21 protein-coding genes are annotated in these 20,685 nt (G+C 70.3%); 12 read left to right on the top strand and 9 right to left on the bottom strand.

The annotated features are described in order from the left end of the window. Nucleotides 1-314: 314 nt before the first annotated feature. The 3 genes from ACFV2J_RS32380 to ACFV2J_RS32370 all read left to right on the top strand — a co-directional run bounded on the left by ACFV2J_RS32380 (nt 315) and on the right by ACFV2J_RS32370 (nt 1,465). Nucleotides 315-431, top strand: coding sequence for an SGM_5486 family transporter-associated protein (locus ACFV2J_RS32380; RefSeq protein ID WP_385082990.1), 117 nt, complete (start codon nt 315-317; stop codon nt 429-431). A 179-nt stretch (nt 432-610) separates the two neighbouring features. Next, the gene (locus ACFV2J_RS32375; protein ID WP_385083008.1) at nt 611-826 is read left to right on the top strand and encodes a hypothetical protein; all 216 of its coding nucleotides are present in this window, start codon (nt 611-613) and stop codon (nt 824-826) included. A gap of 120 nt (nt 827-946) precedes the next feature. After that, nucleotides 947-1,465: a SixA phosphatase family protein gene (locus ACFV2J_RS32370; RefSeq protein ID WP_385082988.1), complete on the top strand. Its 519-nt coding sequence runs from the start codon at nt 947-949 to the stop codon at nt 1,463-1,465. A 136-nt stretch (nt 1,466-1,601) separates the two neighbouring features. On the opposite strand, the gene serB is transcribed toward ACFV2J_RS32370, so the two are convergent. Then, nucleotides 1,602-2,813 carry a phosphoserine phosphatase SerB gene (gene serB / locus ACFV2J_RS32365; protein ID WP_385082987.1) on the bottom strand — a complete coding sequence of 404 codons (1,212 nt, stop codon included), beginning with the start codon at nt 2,811-2,813 and terminating at the stop codon, nt 1,602-1,604. A 189-nt stretch (nt 2,814-3,002) separates the two neighbouring features. After that, entirely contained in the window at nt 3,003-4,778 is a 1,776-nt protein-coding gene (locus ACFV2J_RS32360; protein ID WP_385082986.1) for a streptophobe family protein, read from the bottom strand. 242 nt (nt 4,779-5,020) lie between these two features. Here ACFV2J_RS32360 and ACFV2J_RS32355 point away from each other — a divergent pair, with 242 nt between their 5' ends. Next, entirely contained in the window at nt 5,021-7,513 is a 2,493-nt protein-coding gene (locus ACFV2J_RS32355; protein WP_385082984.1) for an FHA domain-containing protein, read from the top strand. A gap of 80 nt (nt 7,514-7,593) precedes the next feature. Here the strand turns inward: ACFV2J_RS32355 and ACFV2J_RS32350 are convergent, their stop codons facing one another. The 3 genes from ACFV2J_RS32350 to ACFV2J_RS32340 form a co-directional block, all read right to left on the bottom strand. Next, nucleotides 7,594-8,328 carry a transglycosylase SLT domain-containing protein gene (locus ACFV2J_RS32350; protein WP_385082982.1) on the bottom strand — a complete coding sequence of 245 codons (735 nt, stop codon included), beginning with the start codon at nt 8,326-8,328 and terminating at the stop codon, nt 7,594-7,596. A 304-nt stretch (nt 8,329-8,632) separates the two neighbouring features. Further along, nucleotides 8,633-9,712 (bottom strand): S-adenosylmethionine:tRNA ribosyltransferase-isomerase, encoded by a 1,080-nt coding sequence (locus ACFV2J_RS32345; RefSeq protein ID WP_385082981.1) that lies wholly within the window; start codon nt 9,710-9,712, stop codon nt 8,633-8,635. Beyond that, complete coding sequence (locus ACFV2J_RS32340) at nt 9,709-10,404, bottom strand: SDR family NAD(P)-dependent oxidoreductase (protein ID WP_385082980.1); 696 nt, start codon at nt 10,402-10,404, stop codon at nt 9,709-9,711. The genes ACFV2J_RS32345 and ACFV2J_RS32340 overlap by 4 nt, the downstream gene beginning before the upstream one ends. 187 nt (nt 10,405-10,591) lie before the next feature. On the opposite strand from ACFV2J_RS32340, the gene ACFV2J_RS32335 reads away from it, so the two are divergent. From ACFV2J_RS32335 to ACFV2J_RS32320, 4 genes are all read left to right on the top strand, one after another. Further along, entirely contained in the window at nt 10,592-11,737 is a 1,146-nt protein-coding gene (locus ACFV2J_RS32335; RefSeq protein ID WP_385082979.1) for a GAF domain-containing sensor histidine kinase, read from the top strand. After that, nucleotides 11,730-12,371, top strand: a complete 642-nt coding sequence (locus ACFV2J_RS32330) for a response regulator (RefSeq protein ID WP_385082978.1) — start codon at nt 11,730-11,732, stop codon at nt 12,369-12,371. Before ACFV2J_RS32335 ends, ACFV2J_RS32330 begins: the two co-directional genes overlap by 8 nt. 148 nt (nt 12,372-12,519) lie before the next feature. Beyond that, entirely contained in the window at nt 12,520-12,765 is a 246-nt protein-coding gene (locus tag ACFV2J_RS32325; RefSeq protein WP_168527425.1) for a chaplin, read from the top strand. Nucleotides 12,766-12,986: 221 nt separating this feature from the next. Further along, complete coding sequence (locus tag ACFV2J_RS32320; RefSeq protein WP_385082976.1) at nt 12,987-13,226, top strand: chaplin family protein; 240 nt, start codon at nt 12,987-12,989, stop codon at nt 13,224-13,226. Nucleotides 13,227-13,726: 500 nt separating this feature from the next. On the opposite strand, the gene ACFV2J_RS32315 is transcribed toward ACFV2J_RS32320, so the two are convergent. Then, complete coding sequence (locus ACFV2J_RS32315; protein WP_385082974.1) at nt 13,727-14,515, bottom strand: hypothetical protein; 789 nt, start codon at nt 14,513-14,515, stop codon at nt 13,727-13,729. Between the two features lie 121 nt (nt 14,516-14,636). Between ACFV2J_RS32315 and ACFV2J_RS32310 the strand changes: the two genes are divergently transcribed. The 3 genes from ACFV2J_RS32310 (at nt 14,637) to ACFV2J_RS32300 (ending at nt 17,060) form a co-directional block, all read left to right on the top strand. Then, nucleotides 14,637-15,428 carry an ABC transporter ATP-binding protein gene (locus ACFV2J_RS32310; RefSeq protein WP_168527423.1) on the top strand — a complete coding sequence of 264 codons (792 nt, stop codon included), beginning with the start codon at nt 14,637-14,639 and terminating at the stop codon, nt 15,426-15,428. Between the two features lie 128 nt (nt 15,429-15,556). Further along, on the top strand, nt 15,557-15,991 hold the full coding sequence (locus ACFV2J_RS32305; RefSeq protein ID WP_385082972.1) for an NfeD family protein: 435 nt from the start codon (nt 15,557-15,559) through the stop codon (nt 15,989-15,991). A gap of 133 nt (nt 15,992-16,124) precedes the next feature. Then, entirely contained in the window at nt 16,125-17,060 is a 936-nt protein-coding gene (locus ACFV2J_RS32300) for an SPFH domain-containing protein (RefSeq protein ID WP_168527422.1), read from the top strand. Between the two features lie 79 nt (nt 17,061-17,139). On the opposite strand, the gene ACFV2J_RS32295 is transcribed toward ACFV2J_RS32300, so the two are convergent. From ACFV2J_RS32295 to ACFV2J_RS32285, 3 genes are all read right to left on the bottom strand, one after another. Then, nucleotides 17,140-17,646 (bottom strand): HNH endonuclease, encoded by a 507-nt coding sequence (locus ACFV2J_RS32295; RefSeq protein ID WP_148007559.1) that lies wholly within the window; start codon nt 17,644-17,646, stop codon nt 17,140-17,142. 158 nt (nt 17,647-17,804) lie between these two features. After that, nucleotides 17,805-18,338 carry a YbhB/YbcL family Raf kinase inhibitor-like protein gene (locus ACFV2J_RS32290; protein WP_385082970.1) on the bottom strand — a complete coding sequence of 178 codons (534 nt, stop codon included), beginning with the start codon at nt 18,336-18,338 and terminating at the stop codon, nt 17,805-17,807. 39 nt (nt 18,339-18,377) lie between these two features. Continuing rightward, a complete protein-coding gene (locus ACFV2J_RS32285) occupies nt 18,378-19,163 on the bottom strand; it encodes a sporulation protein (protein WP_385082968.1) in 786 nt (261 codons plus the stop codon). A gap of 189 nt (nt 19,164-19,352) precedes the next feature. Here ACFV2J_RS32285 and ACFV2J_RS32280 point away from each other — a divergent pair, with 189 nt between their 5' ends. After that, complete coding sequence (locus tag ACFV2J_RS32280) at nt 19,353-19,994, top strand: DNA-3-methyladenine glycosylase (protein WP_385082966.1); 642 nt, start codon at nt 19,353-19,355, stop codon at nt 19,992-19,994. Nucleotides 19,995-20,685 lie beyond the last annotated feature (691 nt).

The raw sequence follows: 20,685 nt of genomic DNA, 5'->3' as shown, positions 1-20,685 counted from the left end.
GGCGGGGACCCGGCGGTGTCCACGGGTACCGGTCCGCCCAGGGGTCGTGGCTACCGGCTCGGCCGCCCCGGCGTCGTGGGACACCGCCCCGGGCACGTCGTCAGGGGTACGGGGCTCCAGGCGCCCCGACCGGACCGCGGGCGGCGCGGACGCGGGCGGCGCGGGCACGGGCGGCGCGGGCACGGCCGACCGGACTCCGGGCGGCGGGACTCCGGACGGCAGGACGGGACGGCGGGACGCGACGGCCGGGCGACTCGCGCTGGACGGCCGCCCCCACGCACGGGAGACCGGTCGAAGGGTGCGAGACTGGGGCCATGCCAGTGCTCGATCCGAACCCCCAGAACGGCCAGAAGAAGATGCTGCTCGTCTTCGGCACGTTCCTCGCCATCACCGTGATCATCGCCGTCATCGCGACCCTCGCGTCACCGTGACCCCGCCCGCGCCCCCCGGGGACGGCGATGGTGGGGCTAGCCCCCCTGTCCCCTAGGGGGTGAGTGTCAGGGTCAAGTGGGTGGATCACCGGATGGGTTGACGCACCCGGATTCCGTAACTTCGAGATGTGGCCGCGAGGACGCGGAACACGGACCACGCGAAGACCCACGGAGGCGGCATGTCGGCCCGTACGCACACCCGGCCCCACCCGGCGACCCCGGGCCGCGTCGACATCCGTCTGCCCTGGTGGGCGCTCGCCCTGCCGGCCCTGGCCTTCGCCACCCTGCTGCTCCTGCTGCTCAACCCGGCGGACGCGCACGCCGCGGCCGGCGACCCCGCGCTCACCCACCTCTTCGAGCGCCTCCAGCAGACCGTCCAGCACCAGGCTTCCTGACCCGCCTTCACGCACGGTGCCGAGCCCCTCGCGCACCGTGCCGAACGGCGGGATTCCCGTGGTGAGGGAGCCCGTCAACTCCTTGAGCCACATGGCGTGTTTCATGCGAAGCTGGGACTCATGAGCGTCGCAGAACCCCGCAGGATTGTCCTCTTCCGGCATGCGAAAGCCGACTGGCCGCAGGTGTCCGATCACGAGCGGCCGCTCGCTGACCGGGGCCGCACGGACGCGGCCGTCGCCGGACGCAGGCTGGCCGACACCGGCATCCCCTTCGATCTGGCCCTCTGCTCCACCGCGGTCCGGACCCGCGAAACCTGGAAGCTCGCCGTCCATGAGCTCCCGCACCGGCCGAAAACGGTCTACGAGGAGCGGCTCTACGAGGCTTCGCCGGGCGAGCTGATCGCCGTACTCAACGAAACCCCGGACGACGCGCAGGACGTGCTCCTGATCGGGCACAATCCCGGCATCCAGGGCCTCGCCGACGTACTCGCGGGCCAGGCCGAGGGCGAGGCCCGCGCCCGGATGACCGAGCGCGGCTTCCCCACCGCCGCCTTCGCCGTGCTGTCCTTCGACGGCTCCTGGAAATCCCTGGAGCCCGGCGTGACCACGCTGATCGACTACTGGGCACCGACCGAGTAACCCACCCGCGCGGACGACAGGGGCCCGGCACAGTCACGACGGTGCCGGGCCCCTGTCGTACCGGTCAGGAGTGGGCGTCGGAGGCCGGACGGCGGTCAGGAGCGCGCGCTCCCGACCGCGCTGTGGGAACACACTCTCAGTGGTCGCCCAGATGCATGTCCGCCGCCTCGACCTCTTCGCGGGTGACCCCCAGCAGATACAGCACGGTGTCCAGGAAGGGGAAGTTCACCGCGGTGTGCGCGGCCTCCCGTACGACGGGCTTGGCGTTGAACGCGACACCAAGACCCGCCGCGTTGAGCATGTCGAGGTCGTTGGCACCGTCGCCGATCGCCACGGTCTGCACGAGCGGCACCCCCGCCTCCGCCGCGAACCGGCGCAGCAGCCGTGCCTTGCCCGCGCGGTCCACGATCTCCCCGGTGACCCGGCCGGTCAGCTTGCCGTCGGCGATCTCCAGCGTGTTGGCCTGCGCGAAGTCGAGCCCCAGCCGCTCCTTCAGGTCGTCCGTGACCTGGGTGAACCCGCCCGACACGACGCCGACTTGGAAGCCGAGCCGCTTCAGCGTACGGATCAGGGTGCGCGCGCCGGGCGTCAGCCGTACCTCCTCGCGCACCTTGGCCACCACCGAGGCGTCGAGCCCCTTCAGCAGCGCCACGCGCGCGTGCAGCGACTCCTCGAAGTCCAGCTCCCCGCGCATCGCGGCCGCCGTCACCTCGGCGACCTCGTCCTCGCACCCGGCGTGCGCGGCGAAGAGCTCGATCACCTCGTCCTGGATCAGCGTCGAGTCCACGTCCATGACGACCAGCCGCTGGGCCCGCCGGTGCAGCCCCGACGCGACCACGGCGATGTCGACCCCGAGCGCCGCGGCCTCCGTCACCAGCGCGGTGCGCAGCGCCTCGGTCTCCGCACCGGACACGGCGAACTCCACTGCCGTCACCGGGTACTTGGCGAGCCGGAAGATACGGTCGATGTTCCCGCCGGTCTTGGTGATCCGGGCGGCGATCGAGGCCGTCGACTCGGCGGTGAGCGGATGCCCGAGCACGGTGACGTGCGAACGCCCCATGCCACGCGGCCGGTTGTCACCGAGGCCGGAGATGATCTCCGCCTGCATCTTCATCGAGTCGGCCCAGCTGTGCACGGTGGCCCGCAGATCGCCCTCCAGACCGGAGGGCGGCTCGGTCACGAGCGCGCACAGCACGATCCGGCCACGGGTGACGACCTGCTCGATGTCGACCACGTCGACGGAGAAGGCGGCGAGGGTGTCGAAGAGTCCGGCCGTGATGCCCGGCCGGTCCTTGCCGAAGATCTTGACAAGGAGGGTGGGGATATCGGGGGTCTGCGTAGCGCTCATGGTGCTTCCACCGTATCCGGCACCCAGTGCCTTCCGCCCCCGCGGTCCGTCCAGCGGACAGGGAACTCTGGGTGTCGGAGTGGTGTCGCGCGCGTTTCCCCGAGCCGACGTCCAGCTCGCGCGGGCGGGTCCGGCGGCCATGGCTCTGTCCCGGCCGAGGCCGTCCCGTCGCACGGCGGGCGCCCGGGCTCAGTCACGCCGCCGCGGTCCGGGCGGCGGAGGCTGCCCCTGGTCGGGCGGGGCCAGCGGGGGAGGAGGCACGCTCTGCCCAGGTGGCCGCCTGCGCGGTCCGGGCGGCTGCGGAAGCGGCCGGGCGACCGTCGGCGCGCCGTACACGTCGTCGGGCGAGCGCTCGCGTTCGGACGGATGTCCGCCCCGCGGCTCGCGCAGCTCGTCCGGCAGCCGCAGATACGGATTGGTGTCGGGGTTCGCGGGCCGGTACGGCGCGCCGGGCGCGTACGGTCCGGGCCGCGGCGGGAGACCGGGACCGTACGCCGGGTCCGGATGGAGCGGGGCGGCCGTGGCGCCGGCGTCACCCAGTGCCAGGGGCGCCGCCCGCCGTCCCGCGGCCCCGCTCGCGCACGCCAGCAGCGCACCCACCGCCCCCGCGCCCGCGCCCCACGCCGCGCCGAACAACAGTGCGACACCCAGTCGGCCGTGCAACTGGATCCCGGCACCGAACGCGTCGATGCCGAACACCGACAGCGAGGCGTCCACGGACACGTCCGTCAGCCACGCCAGCAGCGGCAGTGCCAGTGCCGTCGCGATCCCCAGCCGAAGAGCGCAGCGACCCGCGAACCCGAGAGTCCCCACGCCTCGTGCGTCGGGAGTATCCGGGATCCCCCCGGAAGCGGCGCCCCGCCGCCGTACAAATGGCGTACGCGTGGCCGCGAGTACGCCCGCGAGGAGCATCATGAGCGCGGCCGCGACCCCCAACAGCCACACCCGCCCGTCGAGTTCGGCCAGACGGCCCAGGGTCACGGGCCGGTCGGAGTCGACGCTCAGCAACCTGTCCAGGGGGTCGGGCAGCAGCTTGGCGAGTTCGCCGGTGGCCCGGCCGTCCCAGGGGACGAGGAGACCGACCGGCACACCGAGCCACACCCCGTTGGGCGCGCCGAGCAGCGCCGCGCCCGCGATCAGCTTGGGGTGGGGGTCGCCGATCGCCGCGTACGCCGCCGCCGCGAGCCCCGCGACGACCGCCACGAGTGCCACCGTGACCAGCGCGGACGCGGCCGGCCGTACCGTCCGGTGCACACCCTCCCAACCGCGCGGCAGGGGGGTGCGCCGGGAGGCCAGCAGGGAGATCACCAGGATTCCGGCGGCCCAGGCGGCGCCGCCGAGCAGCGTGGGCACCGTGTCCACGGTGAATCCCACGGCCGCCTTCGCGTCCACGAGGTCGTCGATCTTCCCCGGCAGCAGCCCACCGAGGTCGCCGAGCCCGCCCGGGAGCTTGTCGGTGATCTTCCCCAGCCCGCCCCCGCCCGTCACCCTGTCGAGACCGAGCCCGCTCCCGTCGATGGTGATGACGTCGTGACCGGCCCAGGCGAGCCCGCCCAGGGTGGCCACGAACAGGACGACCACCGCGCCCGCGCGCGCCAGGAGTTCGGACGGCGCGATCACAACTCCCGCCCCGCGCAAGGAGCGCAGGAAGAAGTAGGAGAGCAGGAGCGCGCCGACCAGTGCCACACCCAATGGCGTGATCTGGATGGCCGTGTGCGCCTCTGCGCCCTTCAGCCCGAAGGCCGACACGTTGCCGGACGGCTCGACCGCTCCGTTCGCCGCCAGTGCCACCACGGCCGCGGTCATCGGCCCGAGCGAGCCGGCCCTGTCCGCGCCCACCAGATGGAGCCCGAGCGCGGCCGTGCCCGCCATCGCGATCAGCGCCCAGCTCACCGAGGCGATCGCGGACAGCAGCACATCTCCCCACGGCACGCGCCTGCCACGCCCCACGGTGTCGATGCTCATCGTCAGACCCCCCGATCCGCGCCGCGGTACCACCACCATGGATGTCCCCCTCGCGTGGGATTACCACTCTCCGGTCCGGTATCAACCCCGTCAACGGAAACGGGCAACCCACCCGTACCCGGTCTTCGCGGGGCCCGGCTTTCGGTCAGGGGGCTGCTCCTGAAATAGTTCCCCCCGATGTTCGACATCCCTAGACTCCCTGTGATGGGGGTAACTCGGGGGACAACTCAGTGGGGCATGGAGTGCCGGAACTCGTACTGGAATTGAACGGACGGACCTGGACGCTCGACGCGTCCCGGTCCTACACCCTGGGACGTGATCCGCAGGGGGACGTCGTGCTCGACGACGCCAGGGTGTCCTGGCGTCACGCCACGATCAGCTGGAGCGGCCGCAGTTGGGTCATCGAGGATCACGGCAGCACCAACGGCACGTTCGTGCGGGGGCAGCGGATCCATCAGATGGAGATCGGGCCCGGTTCGGCCGTGCACCTGGGCAACGCGACCGACGGTCCGGGCCTGAAGCTGTCCGGCGCCGCGGCCCCGGCCGCACAACAGCCGTACGCCGCACAGGGCGCGGGCCCCGGCTGGGCCCAGCAGGCACCGCCGCAGCAGCAGGCGCCCGAGCAGGGCCACCAGCCGCAGCAGCCCGCGGGGCAGGTGCCGAGACAGCAGGGAACCGGTGGCGCCGCGGGGGCGCCGCCGGTCTACGGAGACCGCAGCCCGACGACCTTCCACCAGCTGGCCCTCGGCCGGGTGATGCGCATCGGCCGTGCGCTGGAGAACGAGCTGGTCGTCTCCGACCTCCAAGTCTCGCGCCACCACGCCGAGTTCCACGCGACGCCGGACGGCCGCTTCGAGATCCGTGACCTGGGCTCGCACAACGGCACGTACGTCAACGGCATGCCGATCGCCAAGGGCGGCTCGGCGCTGCTCGGCCCGAACGACATCGTCGGCGTGGGCCACTCGACGTTCCGTCTCGTCGGCGACCGGCTGGAGGAGTTCGTCGACACCGGCGAGGTGTCCTTCTCCGCCCGTCACCTGACCGTCACGGTCGACGGCGGCAAGCAGATCCTCAAGGACGTCTCCTTCGGCGTGCCCGAGAAGTCGCTGATCGCGGTCATCGGCCCGTCCGGCTCCGGCAAGTCGACGCTCCTGAAGGCGCTCACGGGCTACCGCCCGGCCAACCAGGGTGACGTCCTCTACGACAACCGCAACCTGTACAAGCAGTTCGCCGAGTTGCGGCAGCGCATCGGTCTGGTCCCGCAGGACGACATCCTGCACAAGGAGCTGACCGTCAAGAAGGCCCTCAAGTACGCGGCCAAGCTGCGCTTCCCCGCCGACACCACGGGCGAGGAGCGCGAGGCGCGCATAAACGAGGTGCTGCGCGAACTGAAGCTGGACATCCACAAGGAGAAGAAGGTCACCTCCCTCTCCGGTGGCCAGCGCAAGCGCGTCTCGGTGGCCCTGGAGCTGCTGACCAAGCCGTCGCTGATCTTCCTGGACGAGCCGACCTCCGGCCTCGACCCGGGCATGGACCGCGACGTCATGCAGCTGCTGCGCGGCCTCGCCGACGACGGCCGTACGGTCCTGGTGGTCACGCACTCCGTGGCCGAACTGGCGATCTGCGACAAGCTGCTCGTGATGGCCCCCGGCGGCTCGGTGGCGTACTTCGGCCCGCCCGAGGAGGCGCTGAACTTCTTCGGCTACGAGACCTGGGCCGATGTCTTCTCCGCCTTCGAGAACTACCGCGACTACGACTGGGCGGGCCGCTGGAAGGGCTCGCAGCACTACCAGATGTACGCCGCGGACATCGACGCGGTCGCCCCGCAGTCGGTCAACGTGCCGCAGCAGCAGGCGATGAAGCCGCCGAAGCCGCAGAGCTGGGGCTCCCAGCTGACGACCCTGATCCGCCGGTACGTCTCGGTGATCGCGTCCGACAAGGGCTTCCTGGCGCTGACGGTGATCCTGCCGGCGGTGCTGGGCTCGGTGAGCCTGCTCATCGACTCGGACAAGACCCTGCTGGTCAACCCGATCGTCACCAAATCGGGCGTGCACGTGGCGAACGGCACGGCGACGACGGTGCTCCTGATCCTCGCGGTCGGCGCGTGCTTCGCGGGCGCGGCCAACTCCGTCCGTGAGCTGATCAAGGAACGGGTGATCTACGAACGGGAGCGCGCGACGGGGCTGTCGCGTTCCGCGTATCTGATGTCCAAGGTGATCGTCCTCGGCGTGGTGACGCTGCTGCAGGGCGCGCTGGTCGGTGCCATCGGCTTCGGCAGCCGCACGGTCCCGGACAAGGGCCTGATCCTGACGAGTCTGCCCAAGGTCGAGCTGACCCTGCCGGTCATGGCGCTGGGCTTCGCGTCGATGATGTTCGGCCTGGTCATCTCCTCGCTGGTGAAGACCGCCGAGAAGACGATGCCGCTGCTGGTCATGTTCGCGATCGTCCAGGTCGTGTTCACCGGCTGCCTCTTCATCCTGAACGGCACCATCGGCGTCAACCAGTTCTCGTACCTGATGCCGGCCCGCTGGGCCGTCGCCGCGTCCGGGGCCACGCTGGACTTCAACAACATCTTCCCGAACCAGGACGATCCGACGAGCACGGACCCGCTGTGGAACCACACGGCCGGCGTCTGGGTCATGGACATGGTCGCCCTGATCGCCCTCGGCGTGCTCTGCGGGTTCTTCGTGGCCCGCTTCCTGCGCCGCCACGAGCCCGAGGTCATGCGCAAGTAGTCGCGCGGAGATGCGCGAAGGGCGGCACCCCGGTGGGGGTGCCGCCCTTCGGCGTACGGCGGAGAGGTCCGCGCCCTGCCTCAGTACGCGCTGTTCACGTTGTCCATCGAGCCGTACTTGTCGGCCGCGTAGTTGCACGCGGCGGTGATGTTGGCGACCGGGTCGTAGATGTTCCACGAGGTACCGGGCACGTGGTAGGCCTTGAAGGTCGGCGGGATGACCTGCAGCAGGCCCTTCGAGGGTATGCCGTTGATGGCGTTGATGTCCCAGCCGTTGATGGCACGGGGGTTGCCGGACGACTCCCGCATGATGTTCTTGTACAGCCCGTGGTACGAGCCGGGGATCTTGTGCTTCTTCATGATGTCGAGCGACTCGTGGATCCAGCCGTCGAGGTTGTTCGTGTACGACTTGGCGGCGACCGTCTCGAACTGGACGCGCTGCACCGAGCGGCTCGCGGCCTGCTCCTTGACGCGCGCCTCCTGGGCGGCCTTCGCGGCGGCGGTCTTCCGGGCGAGCTCGGCGTTCTTCTTGGCGACGGCCGCGTCGGCGGCCTTCTTCGCCGCGATGCTCTGGGCCTTCAGGCTGGCGCCGGCCATCTGGTCGGTGATGCTGGCCTTGACGTCCTTGATGGGCTGCTGACCGAAGGCGACCGGAGCCTGCGACACGGCGGCGTCGTTCGTGGTGGTGTGGGCACCACTGGGCGTCGCGGTGAACGCCAGGGTCGCTGCACCGAGGGTGGCGATACCGGCGATCGAAAGCTTGTGGACCTTGGTCAGCTTCGGACTATGACCAGGAGTGATGATGTTCTTGGGCATAACTGATGGACCTCTTCGAATAGCGCGGATGCCGCTCTCGGTCCGGTGGGGACACTTCGTTTCCGGATCAAACGCTGCGGGTAAGAACCTGCGGCGTTGAGCGACTGGAGCCATTGTTAGCGGCCGCAAAATCCTGTGGCAAAGGTGTGACGTACGACGGCGAGTAGTAGGTCCACAGGGGGCAAATCGGGACATAGTGGCACGTCTGCCCCGCTCATCGAGGGGCCGTTTATCTCCTATGTCCGTTCGTACGTGATGTGCGCCCTATGTGCGGGCTCACACGGCCCTTAGATCGTTCTCACCGTTAGTTGCTGGAGCAACGCCCACGGTGAGCGTTCTCCTCCGGGAGGATGAGGTGGGAGTCCCCGAACTCGTGCCACAGGTAGAGGCCCCTCACGGCGGCGGCGTAGGCACGCTCGACCGCGGACCTTCCCGCGACGGCCTCCAGCATCAGCAGATGGGAGGCCTCCGGCTCGTGCAGCCCGGTCAGCAGCCCGGCGACCACCCGTACGCCCCGCCGCGGGGTCACCACGAGATCCGTCCATCCCCGGCGGGCGCGGACCACCCCGCCGGGGCCCGCCGCCGACTCGACCGCGCGCACGGCCGTCGTACCGACCGCGACGATCCGCCCGTCCCCCGCCCTCGCCGCGTTGATCAGACGCGCCGACGCCTCCGGCACCTCGTACCACTCCCTGGAGGGCGGTTCGTGGGCCTCGGCAGAGGAGACCCCCGTGTGCAGCCTGATCGGAGCGAACCCCACCCCCCGGCTCACCAGCTCCGTCACCAGACGCGTGGTGAAGGGCCGCGCCGCACTCGGCATCTCGGCGCTCCCCGCGCCGTCGGCGGACGGCAGCGCGAACACCGTCTGATGGACGGAGAGCGGCTGGTCCCTCTCTGTATAGGAGTAGCGAATGGGACGCCCGTGCCGCCGCAGCAGCCCGATCACGTCCGGATCCGGCACCCGCGCCCACCACAGCCGCGTGCCGCCCGCCGTCAGCGGCTCCTCCAGTACGAGACGTACGCCGTCCGCGAGACGCACCTCCGCCCCCGCCGGGCCGCCCGTCCGCGGACGCGTCGTACCCCTCCCGTCGGGATCCCGCAGCTCCACGGCCCACCGTCCGTCGTCACCCCGGGTGGAGAAGTGGACCACCACGCGCGCGTGCCCGACGCGTCCGTCGACCGCGGCGGCCAACGTGGGGGAGGTGTTCACGACGAGGAGGTCCCCGGCCCGCAGCTGCCGGGGCAGCTCGGCGAAGGTGTGATGCGACACCTCCCCGCCCCGGGAGACGAGCAGCCGTACGGAATCCCGGTCCCGGCCGGGCCCGCGCTGCTCGGCCGGCACCCGCGCCGACAACTCCTCCGGGACCCGCCCCAGCGTCCTCACCGCTCCTCCAGAAGCGCCGGCGCCGCGTAGCGGCCACTGGCCGGGCGCTCGTCGAGCAGCCTCAGGAAGGCGGGCACCACACCCTCCGGCGCCGGCCGCGGCCCCCCGCCGTCCGGCACGGCCGCCGCGTACAGGTCCGTGGCCATGTCCCCGGGATCCACGGACCAGACCCGCAGGCCGGGCTCCTCCTCACCGAGCACGGCCGCGAGCTGGTCGAGAGCGGCCTTCGACGCCCCGTAACCGCCCCACGTCGGGTACGCCTCGGCGGCCGCGTCCGAGCTGACCGCGACGACCGCGCCCGCCTCGGCGGCCCGCAGCAGCGGCAGCGCCTCCTGCACCAGGCCCAGCGCCGCGACCACATTGACCTCCAGAGCCCGCCGCAGCCCGCCCAGGGCCAGATCCTCCAGCGGGACCAGTGGCTCGGCGCCGAGCGCGCTCGCGTTGTTGACCAGCAGATCGACGCCGCCGAGCCCACGGGCCGCCGCCACCAGCGCCGCCCGGTGCCCGGCGTCCGTGACGTCCCCGGGCAGCGCCACCACCCGGGTCCCGTACCCGGACAGCGCCTTCGCCGTCCCCTCAAGAACATCGGCGGTCCTGGCGTCGAGCACCAGATCCCACCCGCGCCGCGCCAGGGCCGCGCCGAGCGCCCGCCCCAGCCCCTTCGAAGCCCCCGTGATGACCGCTACCGGCATGACGTCCGTCCCCTCGTCCCAGCACCGCCGCTTCCGGCGGGCGTCCTCAACGTAGGAACCGGACCGCCCCCGCCGCCTCGTACGCGGGTCCCGACGGCCGGGGGCCCTTCGGCCTAGGCCCAGCGGCCCAGGAGCGGCCACCACAGGTCGGATACGCACTGTCACAGCCCACGGGTACGTTGGGGTCATGAGCCAAGGTCCCCGGTCCGGTCTGTACGCGGTGAGCACCGCGCTGCTGGCCATGAGCAGGCACCTGGAGGTGCGCGACGTCCTCAAGACGATCGTCGCCTCGGCCCGCGAGCTGCTCGACGCGCAGTACGCGGCGCTCGGGGTCCCGGACGACCACGGCGGCTTCGCCCAGTTCGTGGTCGACGGCGTGAGCGACGCCCAGTGGAAGGCCATCGGCCCGCTCCCGCGCCAGCACGGCATCCTCGCCGCGATGCTGCACGAGGCCCGCCCCGAGCGTCTCGCCGACGTGCGCAGGGACCCCCGCTTCGAGGGCTGGCCCGCCGCCCACCCCGACATGTCCGACTTCCTCGGCCTGCCCGTCCGCGACGGCGACGAGACCATCGCGGCCCTGTTCCTCGCCAACAAGAACGGCACCAGGCCCGACGGCCGATGCGGCTTCACCGAGGACGACGAGGAACTCCTCACCATCCTCGCCCAGCACGCGGCGATCGCCCTCACCAACGCCCGCCTGTACGAACGCAGCCGCGAACTCACCATCGCCGAGGAGCGCTCCCGGCTCGCCCACGAACTGCACGACGCCGTCAGCCAGAAGCTGTTCTCCCTGCGTCTGACGGCACAGGCCGCCGCCGCCCTCGTCGACCGCGACCCCGCGCGCGCCAAGGGCGAACTGCACCAGGTGGCCGCGCTCGCCGCCGAGGCCACCGAGGAACTGCGCGCCGCCGTCATCGAGTTGCGCCCCGCCGCCCTCGACGAGGACGGTCTCGTGGCCACGCTGCGCACCCAGATCCAGGTGCTCGACCGCGCCCACTCCGCGCGCGTGACGTTCACCGGCCTGGGCGTGCGCGCCCTGCCCGCGGCCCAGGAGGAGGCCGTCCTGCGGGTCGCGCAGGAAGCGCTCCACAACGCGCTGCGGCACTCCGGAGCGGCCCGGGTCGACGTCCTCCTGGAGAAGCGCGGACCGGGCGCCGCGCTGCGCGTCAGGGACGACGGCGAAGGCTTCGACCCGACGGCGATACGCACCGCGGGACGCCACCTCGGCCTGGTCTCCATGCGTGACCGGTCGAGCGGGGTCGGCGGCACGCTGACCGTGGAATCGGCGCCCGGAAAGGGCACCACGATCGAGATGGAGGTCCCTGGTGGCTGAAGCAATCAAGGTGCTGCTCGTCGACGACCACCAGGTGGTCCGCCGGGGCCTGCGCACCTTCCTCGAGGTGCAGGACGACATCGAGGTCGTGGGAGAGGCGTCCGACGGCGCCGAAGGGGTCGCCCGAGCTGAGGAGTTGAAGCCGGACGTCGTCCTCATGGACGTCAAGATGCCGGGCCTGGACGGCATCGACGCACTGCGCAGACTCCGTGAACTCGCCAACCCCGCACGCGTGCTGATCGTCACCAGCTTCACCGAGCAGCGCACGGTCGTCCCGGCCCTTCGCGCGGGCGCCGCGGGTTATGTCTACAAGGACGTGGATCCCGACGCCCTCGCCGGCGCCATCCGCTCCGTGCACGCCGGGCACATCCTGCTGCAACCCGAGGTGGCGGACGTCCTGCTGTCCCAGGAGGAGGCCAACTCCGGTCAGGGAAGGGGAGGTTCGCTCACCGAGCGGGAACGCGAGGTGCTCGGCCTGATCGCCGACGGCCGGTCCAACCGGGAGATCGCACGCGCGCTCGTCCTCTCCGAGAAGACCGTCAAGACGCATGTCTCGAACATCCTGATGAAGCTCGACCTCGCCGACCGGACGCAGGCCGCGCTGTGGGCCGTACGACATGGAGCGGCGGGCTGACCGCGGCAATTCGGAGGGTTCCGCTCCGGGATGAGATTCATACCGTCGGGTGTATGTCACCCGGATGGCGCATCCTCCGGGGACCCTGGCCGTTCTCCAGTGCGTGCCGCGGTGATCTGCCGCGGTGATCGCTAGGGAGGGCTCAGAAGTGAAGAACCTGAAGAAGGCCACGGCTGTCGCGATGGTGGCGGGCGGCCTGGTCGCCGCCGGTGCCGGTATGGCTTCCGCGACGGACGGCTCGTGGGCGGGCGGCCAGGCGGCGGGCTCCCCGGGTGTCGTCTCGGGCAACGTCATCCAGGCGCCGATCCACATCCCCGTGAACGCGGTCGGCAACAGCGTGAACGTGATCGGGGTTCTGAACCCGGCCTTCGGCAACCTCGGCCTCAACCACTGAGGACCGTGCCGCACTCGTCATGACCACCGGCCTCTCGGGCGCTCCCGAGGGGCCGGTCAGGTGTTGTCGGCCTATCCACCCATCGGGCCATCCGTACATCGTTCGAATGGCCCGAACGGTCACTTCAGCCGGCGTGCGCGTGCCATGAGGCGTCCTCCCGCGTTGCTCAACGTACGACCCGCGGCCGGGTCGGAACCGCAATCGCAGGAGGAACGTTTCTCATGAACATCGCCAAGAAGGCCGCCATGGCCCTCACCGTCGCCGGTATCGCCGCGGGAGCCTCGGCCGGTGCGGCCGTGGCCGACGCGGGTGCCCAGGGCGGGGCCGCGCAGTCGCCGGGCGTCGTCTCGGGCAACCTGGTGCAGGTCCCGGTCCACGTCCCCGTCAACGTCGTCGGCGACAGCGTGAACGTGGTCGGCCTCCTGAACCCGGCGTTCGGCAACACGGGTCTGAACGGCTGAGCACCCCACCACGCAGGGCCCCACGGACATCCGCGGGGCCCTGCGCCATGAGCCCGACCCGCACGCGCTTCCCCCGCCCAGCGCACGCAGTTCCCGGCGCAGGCACGCATATCCAGCCCGTCGCGCGAAGCGAACCCGCACGCGCTTCCGCCGCTCAGCGCAGGCAGTGTCCAGCGCAGGCGCGCATTTCCAGCCCGTCCGGCGTTTGAGGACGAGCCCTTCGGGCGAATCGGCGTCGCGCGAACCGAATCCGCACGCGCTTCCCCCGCCCAGCGCAGGCGCGCATATCCAGCCCGTCCGGCGTTTGAGGACGAGCCCTTCGGGCGAATCGGCGTCGCGCGAAGCGAACCCGCACGCGCTTCCCCCGCCCAGCGCACGCAGTGCCCAGCGCACGCAGTGCCCAGCGCACGCAGTGCCCAGCGCACCCCTGCGCAGCCCCCCCCGCTCAGCGCACGCAGTGCACCCCGGCCCAGTGCACCCCTGCCCAGCGCACGCAGTGCTCAGCGCACGCCCCGCTCGCGCTCCTCCACGAACGCGTTGTACGCCGCCACCTGCGCCCGCCGGGCCGTCCGCTCCACCGGCCGCAGCGCCTCCGCCCGAGCCGCCATCTCCGACGCGCTCACCGCCCCGCCGTGCCCGTTCTCGTACGCGACGGAGATCAGCAGACCCACCCGCTGGGCGAGCTCCAACACCCGTACCGCACGCGGCGGATACCCGGGCGCCAGCACCTCGCGCCCCCGCTCGGCCCGCGCCCGGTACGCCTCCACCGCCGCCTCCGCGACCGGCCCCGACCCGGCCACGTCCAGCCGCGACAGGACCTCCGTCGCGTCGCGCAGCGCCTCGGCCAGCTCGCGCTCGGCCTCACCGAGGGACGGCACGTCGGCGGGCGGCGCCTCCCGCACCGGGAGGCAGTGCCAGACGACCTCGACGTGGACGTCACCGGCGGGCCCGGCCTCGTACACCTCCGGTACGAGCCCCAGCGCGCCGCCGTGGCAGACGACCGCCTCCTCGGCGTCGAGGGCGCGCGCGTTGAATTCCGGCGGCCCGCTCAGCCCGAGCGGGTGCCCCGGCGCGGGCAGTGCGATCCGCAGCCCGGTGACGCCGAGCGCCCGCAGCCGGCCGAGGGCGAGCGTGAGCCCGACGGGCCCGGTCTCGCCCGGCAGCCCCTCGACCCGGTGCACCGCGTCCTCGCCGACGATGGCGAGGACCGCGTCATCCGGAGATACAAAACCGGCCAAAAGGGCATTTCCCCATGCGGTCAAGCGTCCTGAACGTGGTTCCGAGAGCATGCCCCCACCCTAAGGACCGGCCGATGGACAGGAGCGCCCGACCGGTGGCGTAGGTTTTCCCTGGGGGCTGCGTCCACAGACGTAAGCGACGGCCGAGACTGCAATGGGAGACAACGCGCTCATGAGCGATGTACTGGAGCTGGAGGACGTGTCCGTGGTCCGCGAGGGCCGGGCTCTGGTGGACCAGGTCTCCTGGTCGGTCAAGGAGGGGGAACGCTGGGTCATCCTCGGCCCGAACGGCGCCGGCAAGACGACCCTCCTCAACCTCGCCTCCAGCTACCTCTTCCCCAGCCAGGGCACCGCCACCATCCTCGGCGAGACCCTCGGCAAGGTCGACGTCTTCGAGCTGCGCCCGCGCATCGGCGTGGCCGGTATCGCCATGGCCGAGAAGCTGCCCAAGCGCCAGACCGTTCTACAGACCGTGCTCACCGCCGCCTACGGCATGACCGCGGGCTGGCACGAGGACTACGAGGACATCGACGAGCAGCGCGCCCGCGCCTTCCTCGACCGCCTCGGCATGAGCGACTACCTCGACCGCAGGTTCGGCACCCTCTCCGAGGGCGAGCGCAAGCGCACCCTGATCGCCCGCGCCCTGATGACCGACCCGGAACTGCTCCTGCTCGACGAGCCCGCCGCCGGCCTCGACCTCGGCGGCCGCGAGGACCTCGTACGCCGCCTCGGCCGCCTCGCCCGCGACCCGATCGCCCCGTCCATGATCATGGTCACGCACCATGTCGAGGAGATCGCCCCGGGCTTCACCCACGTCCTGATGATCCGCCAGGGCAAGGTGCTCGCCGCGGGCCCCCTCGAGCTCGAACTCACCTCCCGCAACCTCTCCCGCTGCTTCGGCCTCCCCCTCGTCGTCGAACAGGTCGGCGAGCGCTGGACCGCGCAGGGACTCCCGATGGCCTGACCCGCACGGATCAGCCGGCCCGAACCGCCCCGTGAGAAGCACCCGCTCCGCGGGATCCGGTACGAGCCCCCTTCTCCACCCGGACTGCGCCCTGTCGCCGAACGGACCCGCGGACCTACCATGACCGCGTGAACGACATCAACGCATGGGTGTGGTGGCTGGTCGGCGCGGCCGCGCTGGGCATCCCGCTCGTGGTGACCGCGATGCCGGAGTTCGGCATGCTCGCCGCTGGCGCCGCGGCTGCCGCGGTCACGGCCGGTCTCGGCGGCGGTGTCGTCCTCCAGGTGCTCGTCTTCTGCGCGGTCTCCGTCGCGCTCATCGCGGTCGTACGCCCCGTCGCGACCCGGCACCGCTCACAACGGCCCCAACTCGTCTCGGGCGTCGAGGCGTTGAAGGGCAGACAGGCCGTCGTCCTGGAGCGGGTCGACGGTTCGGGCGACGGCCGGATCAAGCTCGCCGGAGAGATCTGGTCCGCGCGCGCCCTGGACGGCGGACAGGCCTACGAAGTGGGCCAGGAGGTGGACGTCGTGGACATCGAAGGAGCCACGGCGATCGTCATGTGACCTCGCACGACGCCAACTGAACCGAACGCCCCACGCGGCAGACGACGGTCTGTCAGACTCGTCCAGCAAGATCTTCAACAACCATAAGATCTTTCGGAAACACCGAGGCGCAGAAGGGTACGGGGAGTTATCGATGGCACCCATCATCATCGTCCTGATCATTCTGGTGGTGCTGGTATTCATCGCCCTGATCAAGACCATCCAGGTCATCCCACAGGCCAGCGCCGCCATCGTCGAACGGTTCGGCCGGTACACGCGAACCCTCAACGCGGGCCTGAACATCGTGGTCCCGTTCATCGACTCGATCCGCAACCGCATCGACCTGCGTGAACAGGTCGTGCCCTTCCCGCCGCAGCCGGTGATCACCCAGGACAACCTGGTCGTCAACATCGACACGGTCATCTACTACCAGGTCACCGACGCCCGCGCCGCGACCTACGAGGTCGCCAGCTACATCCAGGCGATCGAACAGCTCACCGTCACCACGCTGCGCAACATCATCGGTGGCATGGACCTGGAGCGGACCCTCACCTCCCGCGAGGAGATCAACGCGGCCCTGCGCGGTGTCCTCGACGAGGCGACCGGCAAGTGGGGCATCCGCGTCAACCGCGTGGAGCTCAAGGCGATCGAGCCGCCCACCTCCATCCAGGACTCGATGGAGAAGCAGATGCGCGCCGACCGTGACAAGCGCGCCGCGATCCTCACCGCCGAGGGCATCCGCCAGTCGCAGATCCTCACCGCAGAGGGTGAGAAGCAGTCCGCGATCCTGCGCGCCGAGGGTGAGGCCAAGGCCGCCGCCCTGCGCGCCGAGGGCGAGGCCCAGGCCATCCGCACGGTCTTCGAGTCCATCCACGCCGGCGACGCGGACCAGAAGCTCCTCGCCTACCAGTACCTCCAGATGCTCCCCAAGATCGCCGAGGGCGACGCCAACAAGCTCTGGATCGTGCCCAGCGAGATCGGCGACGCCCTCAAGGGACTCAGCGGTGCCATGGGCAACTTCGGTCCCATGGGCGGCGGTTCGGGCAGCGGCGGCTCCGAGCGCCGAGAGAAGCCGTCCGTCACCGACTGATGACGACGTACGGCGAGGGGGGCCGTCTCCGACCGGAGACGGTCCCCCTCGCCGTACGACCCGCCCGACGCGACCGGCTCTAGGCCGCGGGCTGCACCAGCCACTCCGGCAGCGCGTCGAGGTCGTCACGGTCCAGTGTCAGCAGCATCGCGTCCGCGGGCGTCGGCTCGAACGGCTGCCTGAGCAGCGGCATTCCCGCCTGCTCCGGCGTACGCGCCGCCTTGCGGTGGTTGTCCTCGGCGCACGACGCCACCGTGTTCAGCCAGGAGTCCTGACCACCCTGCGCGCGGGGTACCACGTGGTCGACCGTCGTCGCCCGCCTGCCGCAGTACGCGCAGCGGTGGCGGTCGCGTACGAGGACACCGCGCCTCGACCACGGGGCTTGTCTTCGGAAAGGCACCCTGACATACCTGCACAACCTGATCACCCGCGGCACGGGTATGTCGAGAGCGGCGCCGCGCATACGCAGTTCGGGGTGGGCCTGCTCGACGACGGCCTTGTCCTGGAGCACCAGAACGACGGCTCGGTTCAACGTCACCGTCGACAGCGGCTCGAAGCTCGCGTTCAGAACCAGCGTGTCCCGCATCCTGCCCACCTCCCGTACGCACCGGCCCACCCCCTGGCGGGCTTGGATCAACTCTGGCCGGGCACGCCGAGATGGACAACGCAATAAAAATGCCCGCCTCTGATCACTTCCAAGACCAGAGGCGGGCAAACGTTCAGTGAACGTCCGTCTGTGACGCTTTACGCGGGAGCCGCGTACTCGCCCATCAGATGGGCGCGGGCCAGCGTGTGGAACCGCAGATTGAATCCGACATAGGCCGGCGACGCCTCAGCGTCCGGGCCGAGCTTCTCCTGATCCACGGCGTACACCGTGAAGAGGTAACGGTGCGCGGGGTCCCCGGCCGGCGGCGCGGCGCCACCGAAGTCCTTGGTCCCGTAGTCGTTGCGCACCTGGACCGCGCCGTCGGGCAGGCCCTCGAACTTGCCGGTGCCCGCTCCCGTCACCAGCTCGGTGACGGAGGCCGGGATGTCGAACACCACCCAGTGCCAGAACCCGCTGCCCGTCGGGGCGTCCGGGTCGAAGCACGTCACGGCGAAGCTCTTGGTCCCGGCGGGGAAACCCTCCCAGCTCAGCTGCGGCGACGTGTTCCCGGCCGCGTAGACCTGGGCGTCCTTCAGCACCGCGCCCGACGCGACGTCCTCACTGGTGACCGTGAAGGCCGGAACGGGCGGATGGAAGTCGTGCGGAAGCGGCGCCCTCTTGAGCTCGGTCACGTCAGTACCTCCTGAACGGCGGAATTTCTCGATCCGAGCCTAGAACCAGCTGCGCTTGCTGCCGACCTCGGACAGCCACTGGTTCAGGTACGCGGCCCAGTCCGTGTTCTGGAAGTCGTGCAGGCCCACCTGGAAGGAGCGGTACGAGTCGCTGCCCTCGCTGAAGAGGCCCGGCTTCTTGTCCATCTCCAGGATGACGTCCATCTCCCGGTCGTCCGCGACGAAGCTCAGCTCCACCTGGTTCAGCCCGCGGTACTGCGACGGCGGGAAGAACTCGATCTCCTGGTAGAACGGCAGGTGCTGCCGGCTGCCCCGGATGTGGCCGCGCTCCATGTCCGCGTTCTTGAAGCGGAAGCCCAGCTGGATGAAGGCGTTCAGGATGGCCTGCTGCGCCGGGAGCGGGTGCACGTTGATGGGGTCCAGGTCCCCGGAGTCCACGGCACGCGCGATCTCCAGCTCCGTGGTCACACCGATGTGCATACCGCGCAGGCTCTGGCCGTCGATCGTGGTGATCGGGGTCTCCCACGGAATGTCGAGCCCGAACGGAACCGCGTGCACGGCACCGGCCTGGAGTTCGAAGGCCCCGCCGAGCCGCAGCTTCGCGAACTCGATGTTCTGCTTGTACTCCTGGTCGTCGTGCCCCTCGACCTCGACCTTGGCCTGGAGCCCCACCGACAGCCCCTCGATGGCCTGGTTCACGGATCCGCCCTGGATCCGCACCTCACCCTGCACGACACCGCCCGGAACGACGTTGACCTCGGTCAGCACCGTCTCGACCGAAGCCCCGCCGGCTCCCAGGCTCGCAAGCAGCCGCTTGAACCCCATGTCTCAAACCTCCCCAGGCAACGCCTGTGCTCCGTAGTAAGTACTGCGTCTGGATCCCTGATCCCTACAAACGCGATCCGACCGCGGCCGGTTCCGCGTTCTCACCCTTGCAAGGGGAACGCTCCTTGACCACCCGTCGGCACCCGCGCGTCCCGCGCGTCCGTTGTCACTGGACTACGCTCGGACGCCATGATCGCGGCCCCTGACCGTACGCCCCTGACGCGTGACTTCTTCGACCGCCCCGTGCTGGAGGTGGCCCCCGACCTCCTGGGGCGGGTCCTCGTGCGCACCACACCGGACGGTCCGATCGAACTCCGCCTCACGGAGGTCGAGGCGTACGACGGCCCGGACGATCCCGGCTCCCACGCCTATCGCGGCCGCACGGCCCGCAACGGCGTGATGTTCGGTCCGCCCGGGCATGTGTACGTCTACTTCACCTACGGCATGTGGTTCTGCATGAACCTGGTGTGCGGTCCCGAGGGCAGACCCAGTGGGGTCCTGCTGAGGGGCGGCGAGGTCGTCGAGGGCGCGGAGCTCGCTCGCAAACGTCGACTCTCGGCCCGTAATGACAAGGAACTGGCCAAAGGGCCCGCTCGCCTGGCGACGGCGCTGGGCGTGGACCGGTCCCTCGACGGAGCCGATGCCTGCGCTCCCGAGGGGGGTCCGCTGACCCTGCTGACAGGAGCCGTCGTCAGCTCCGACCAGGTACGCAACGGTCCACGCACCGGAGTGGCCGGCGACGGGGGCGTCCACCCGTGGCGCTTCTGGGTCGCCAACGACCCCACCGTGAGCCCTTATCGGGCCCATACCCCCCGCCGCCGCTCAACTTGACTCGACTCTGGGGGGTCCGTAATGTAGCCCGAGCCGCTTGACCCGGGTACGGCGTTCAGCCTGCAGCCGGAAGTGGCCAACCCACTACCTACGACCTCCCCTCAGCGGGGGCGAATTCGGCGTGCCCGCATGCCTGAATTCGAACTCGCGAAGCTCGATTATGAGTTGCGGAGGGAATCGGCTAGCGTAGTGAATGTCGAAAGGCCGCGAGAGCTAAAGAACTCAAAGGCCGAAAGACAATCCCCACCGACTGGGAATCAGGCCCGAAAGGATCTGATAGAGTCGGACTCGCCGGAAAGGGAAACGCGAAAGCGGAAACCTGGAAAGCACCGAGGAAATCGGATACGGAAACGGTCTGATAGAGTCGGAAACGCAAGACCGAAGGGAAGCGCCCGGAGGAAAGCCCGAGAGGGTGAGTACAAAGGAAGCGTCCGTTCCTTGAGAACTCAACAGCGTGCCAAAAATCAACGCCAGATATGTTGATACCCCGTCTCCGGCTGATCGGTCGGGACGAGGTTCCTTTGAAAAAGTCCTGTCCCTCTGGGGCAGGCGCACAGCGAGGACGCTGTGAACCGGGAGGATTATTCCTCTTCCTGGTTCCGCTCTCGTGGTGTCGTCCCGATTACGGGAAAACATTCACGGAGAGTTTGATCCTGGCTCAGGACGAACGCTGGCGGCGTGCTTAACACAT

It is taken from the genome of Streptomyces sp. NPDC059668 (genome assembly GCF_042734135.1).
GTDB lineage: Bacteria > Actinomycetota > Actinomycetes > Streptomycetales > Streptomycetaceae > Streptomyces.
Note: the sequence above shows the minus strand (reverse complement) of the source record. Positions and strands in the feature narration are given on the sequence as shown.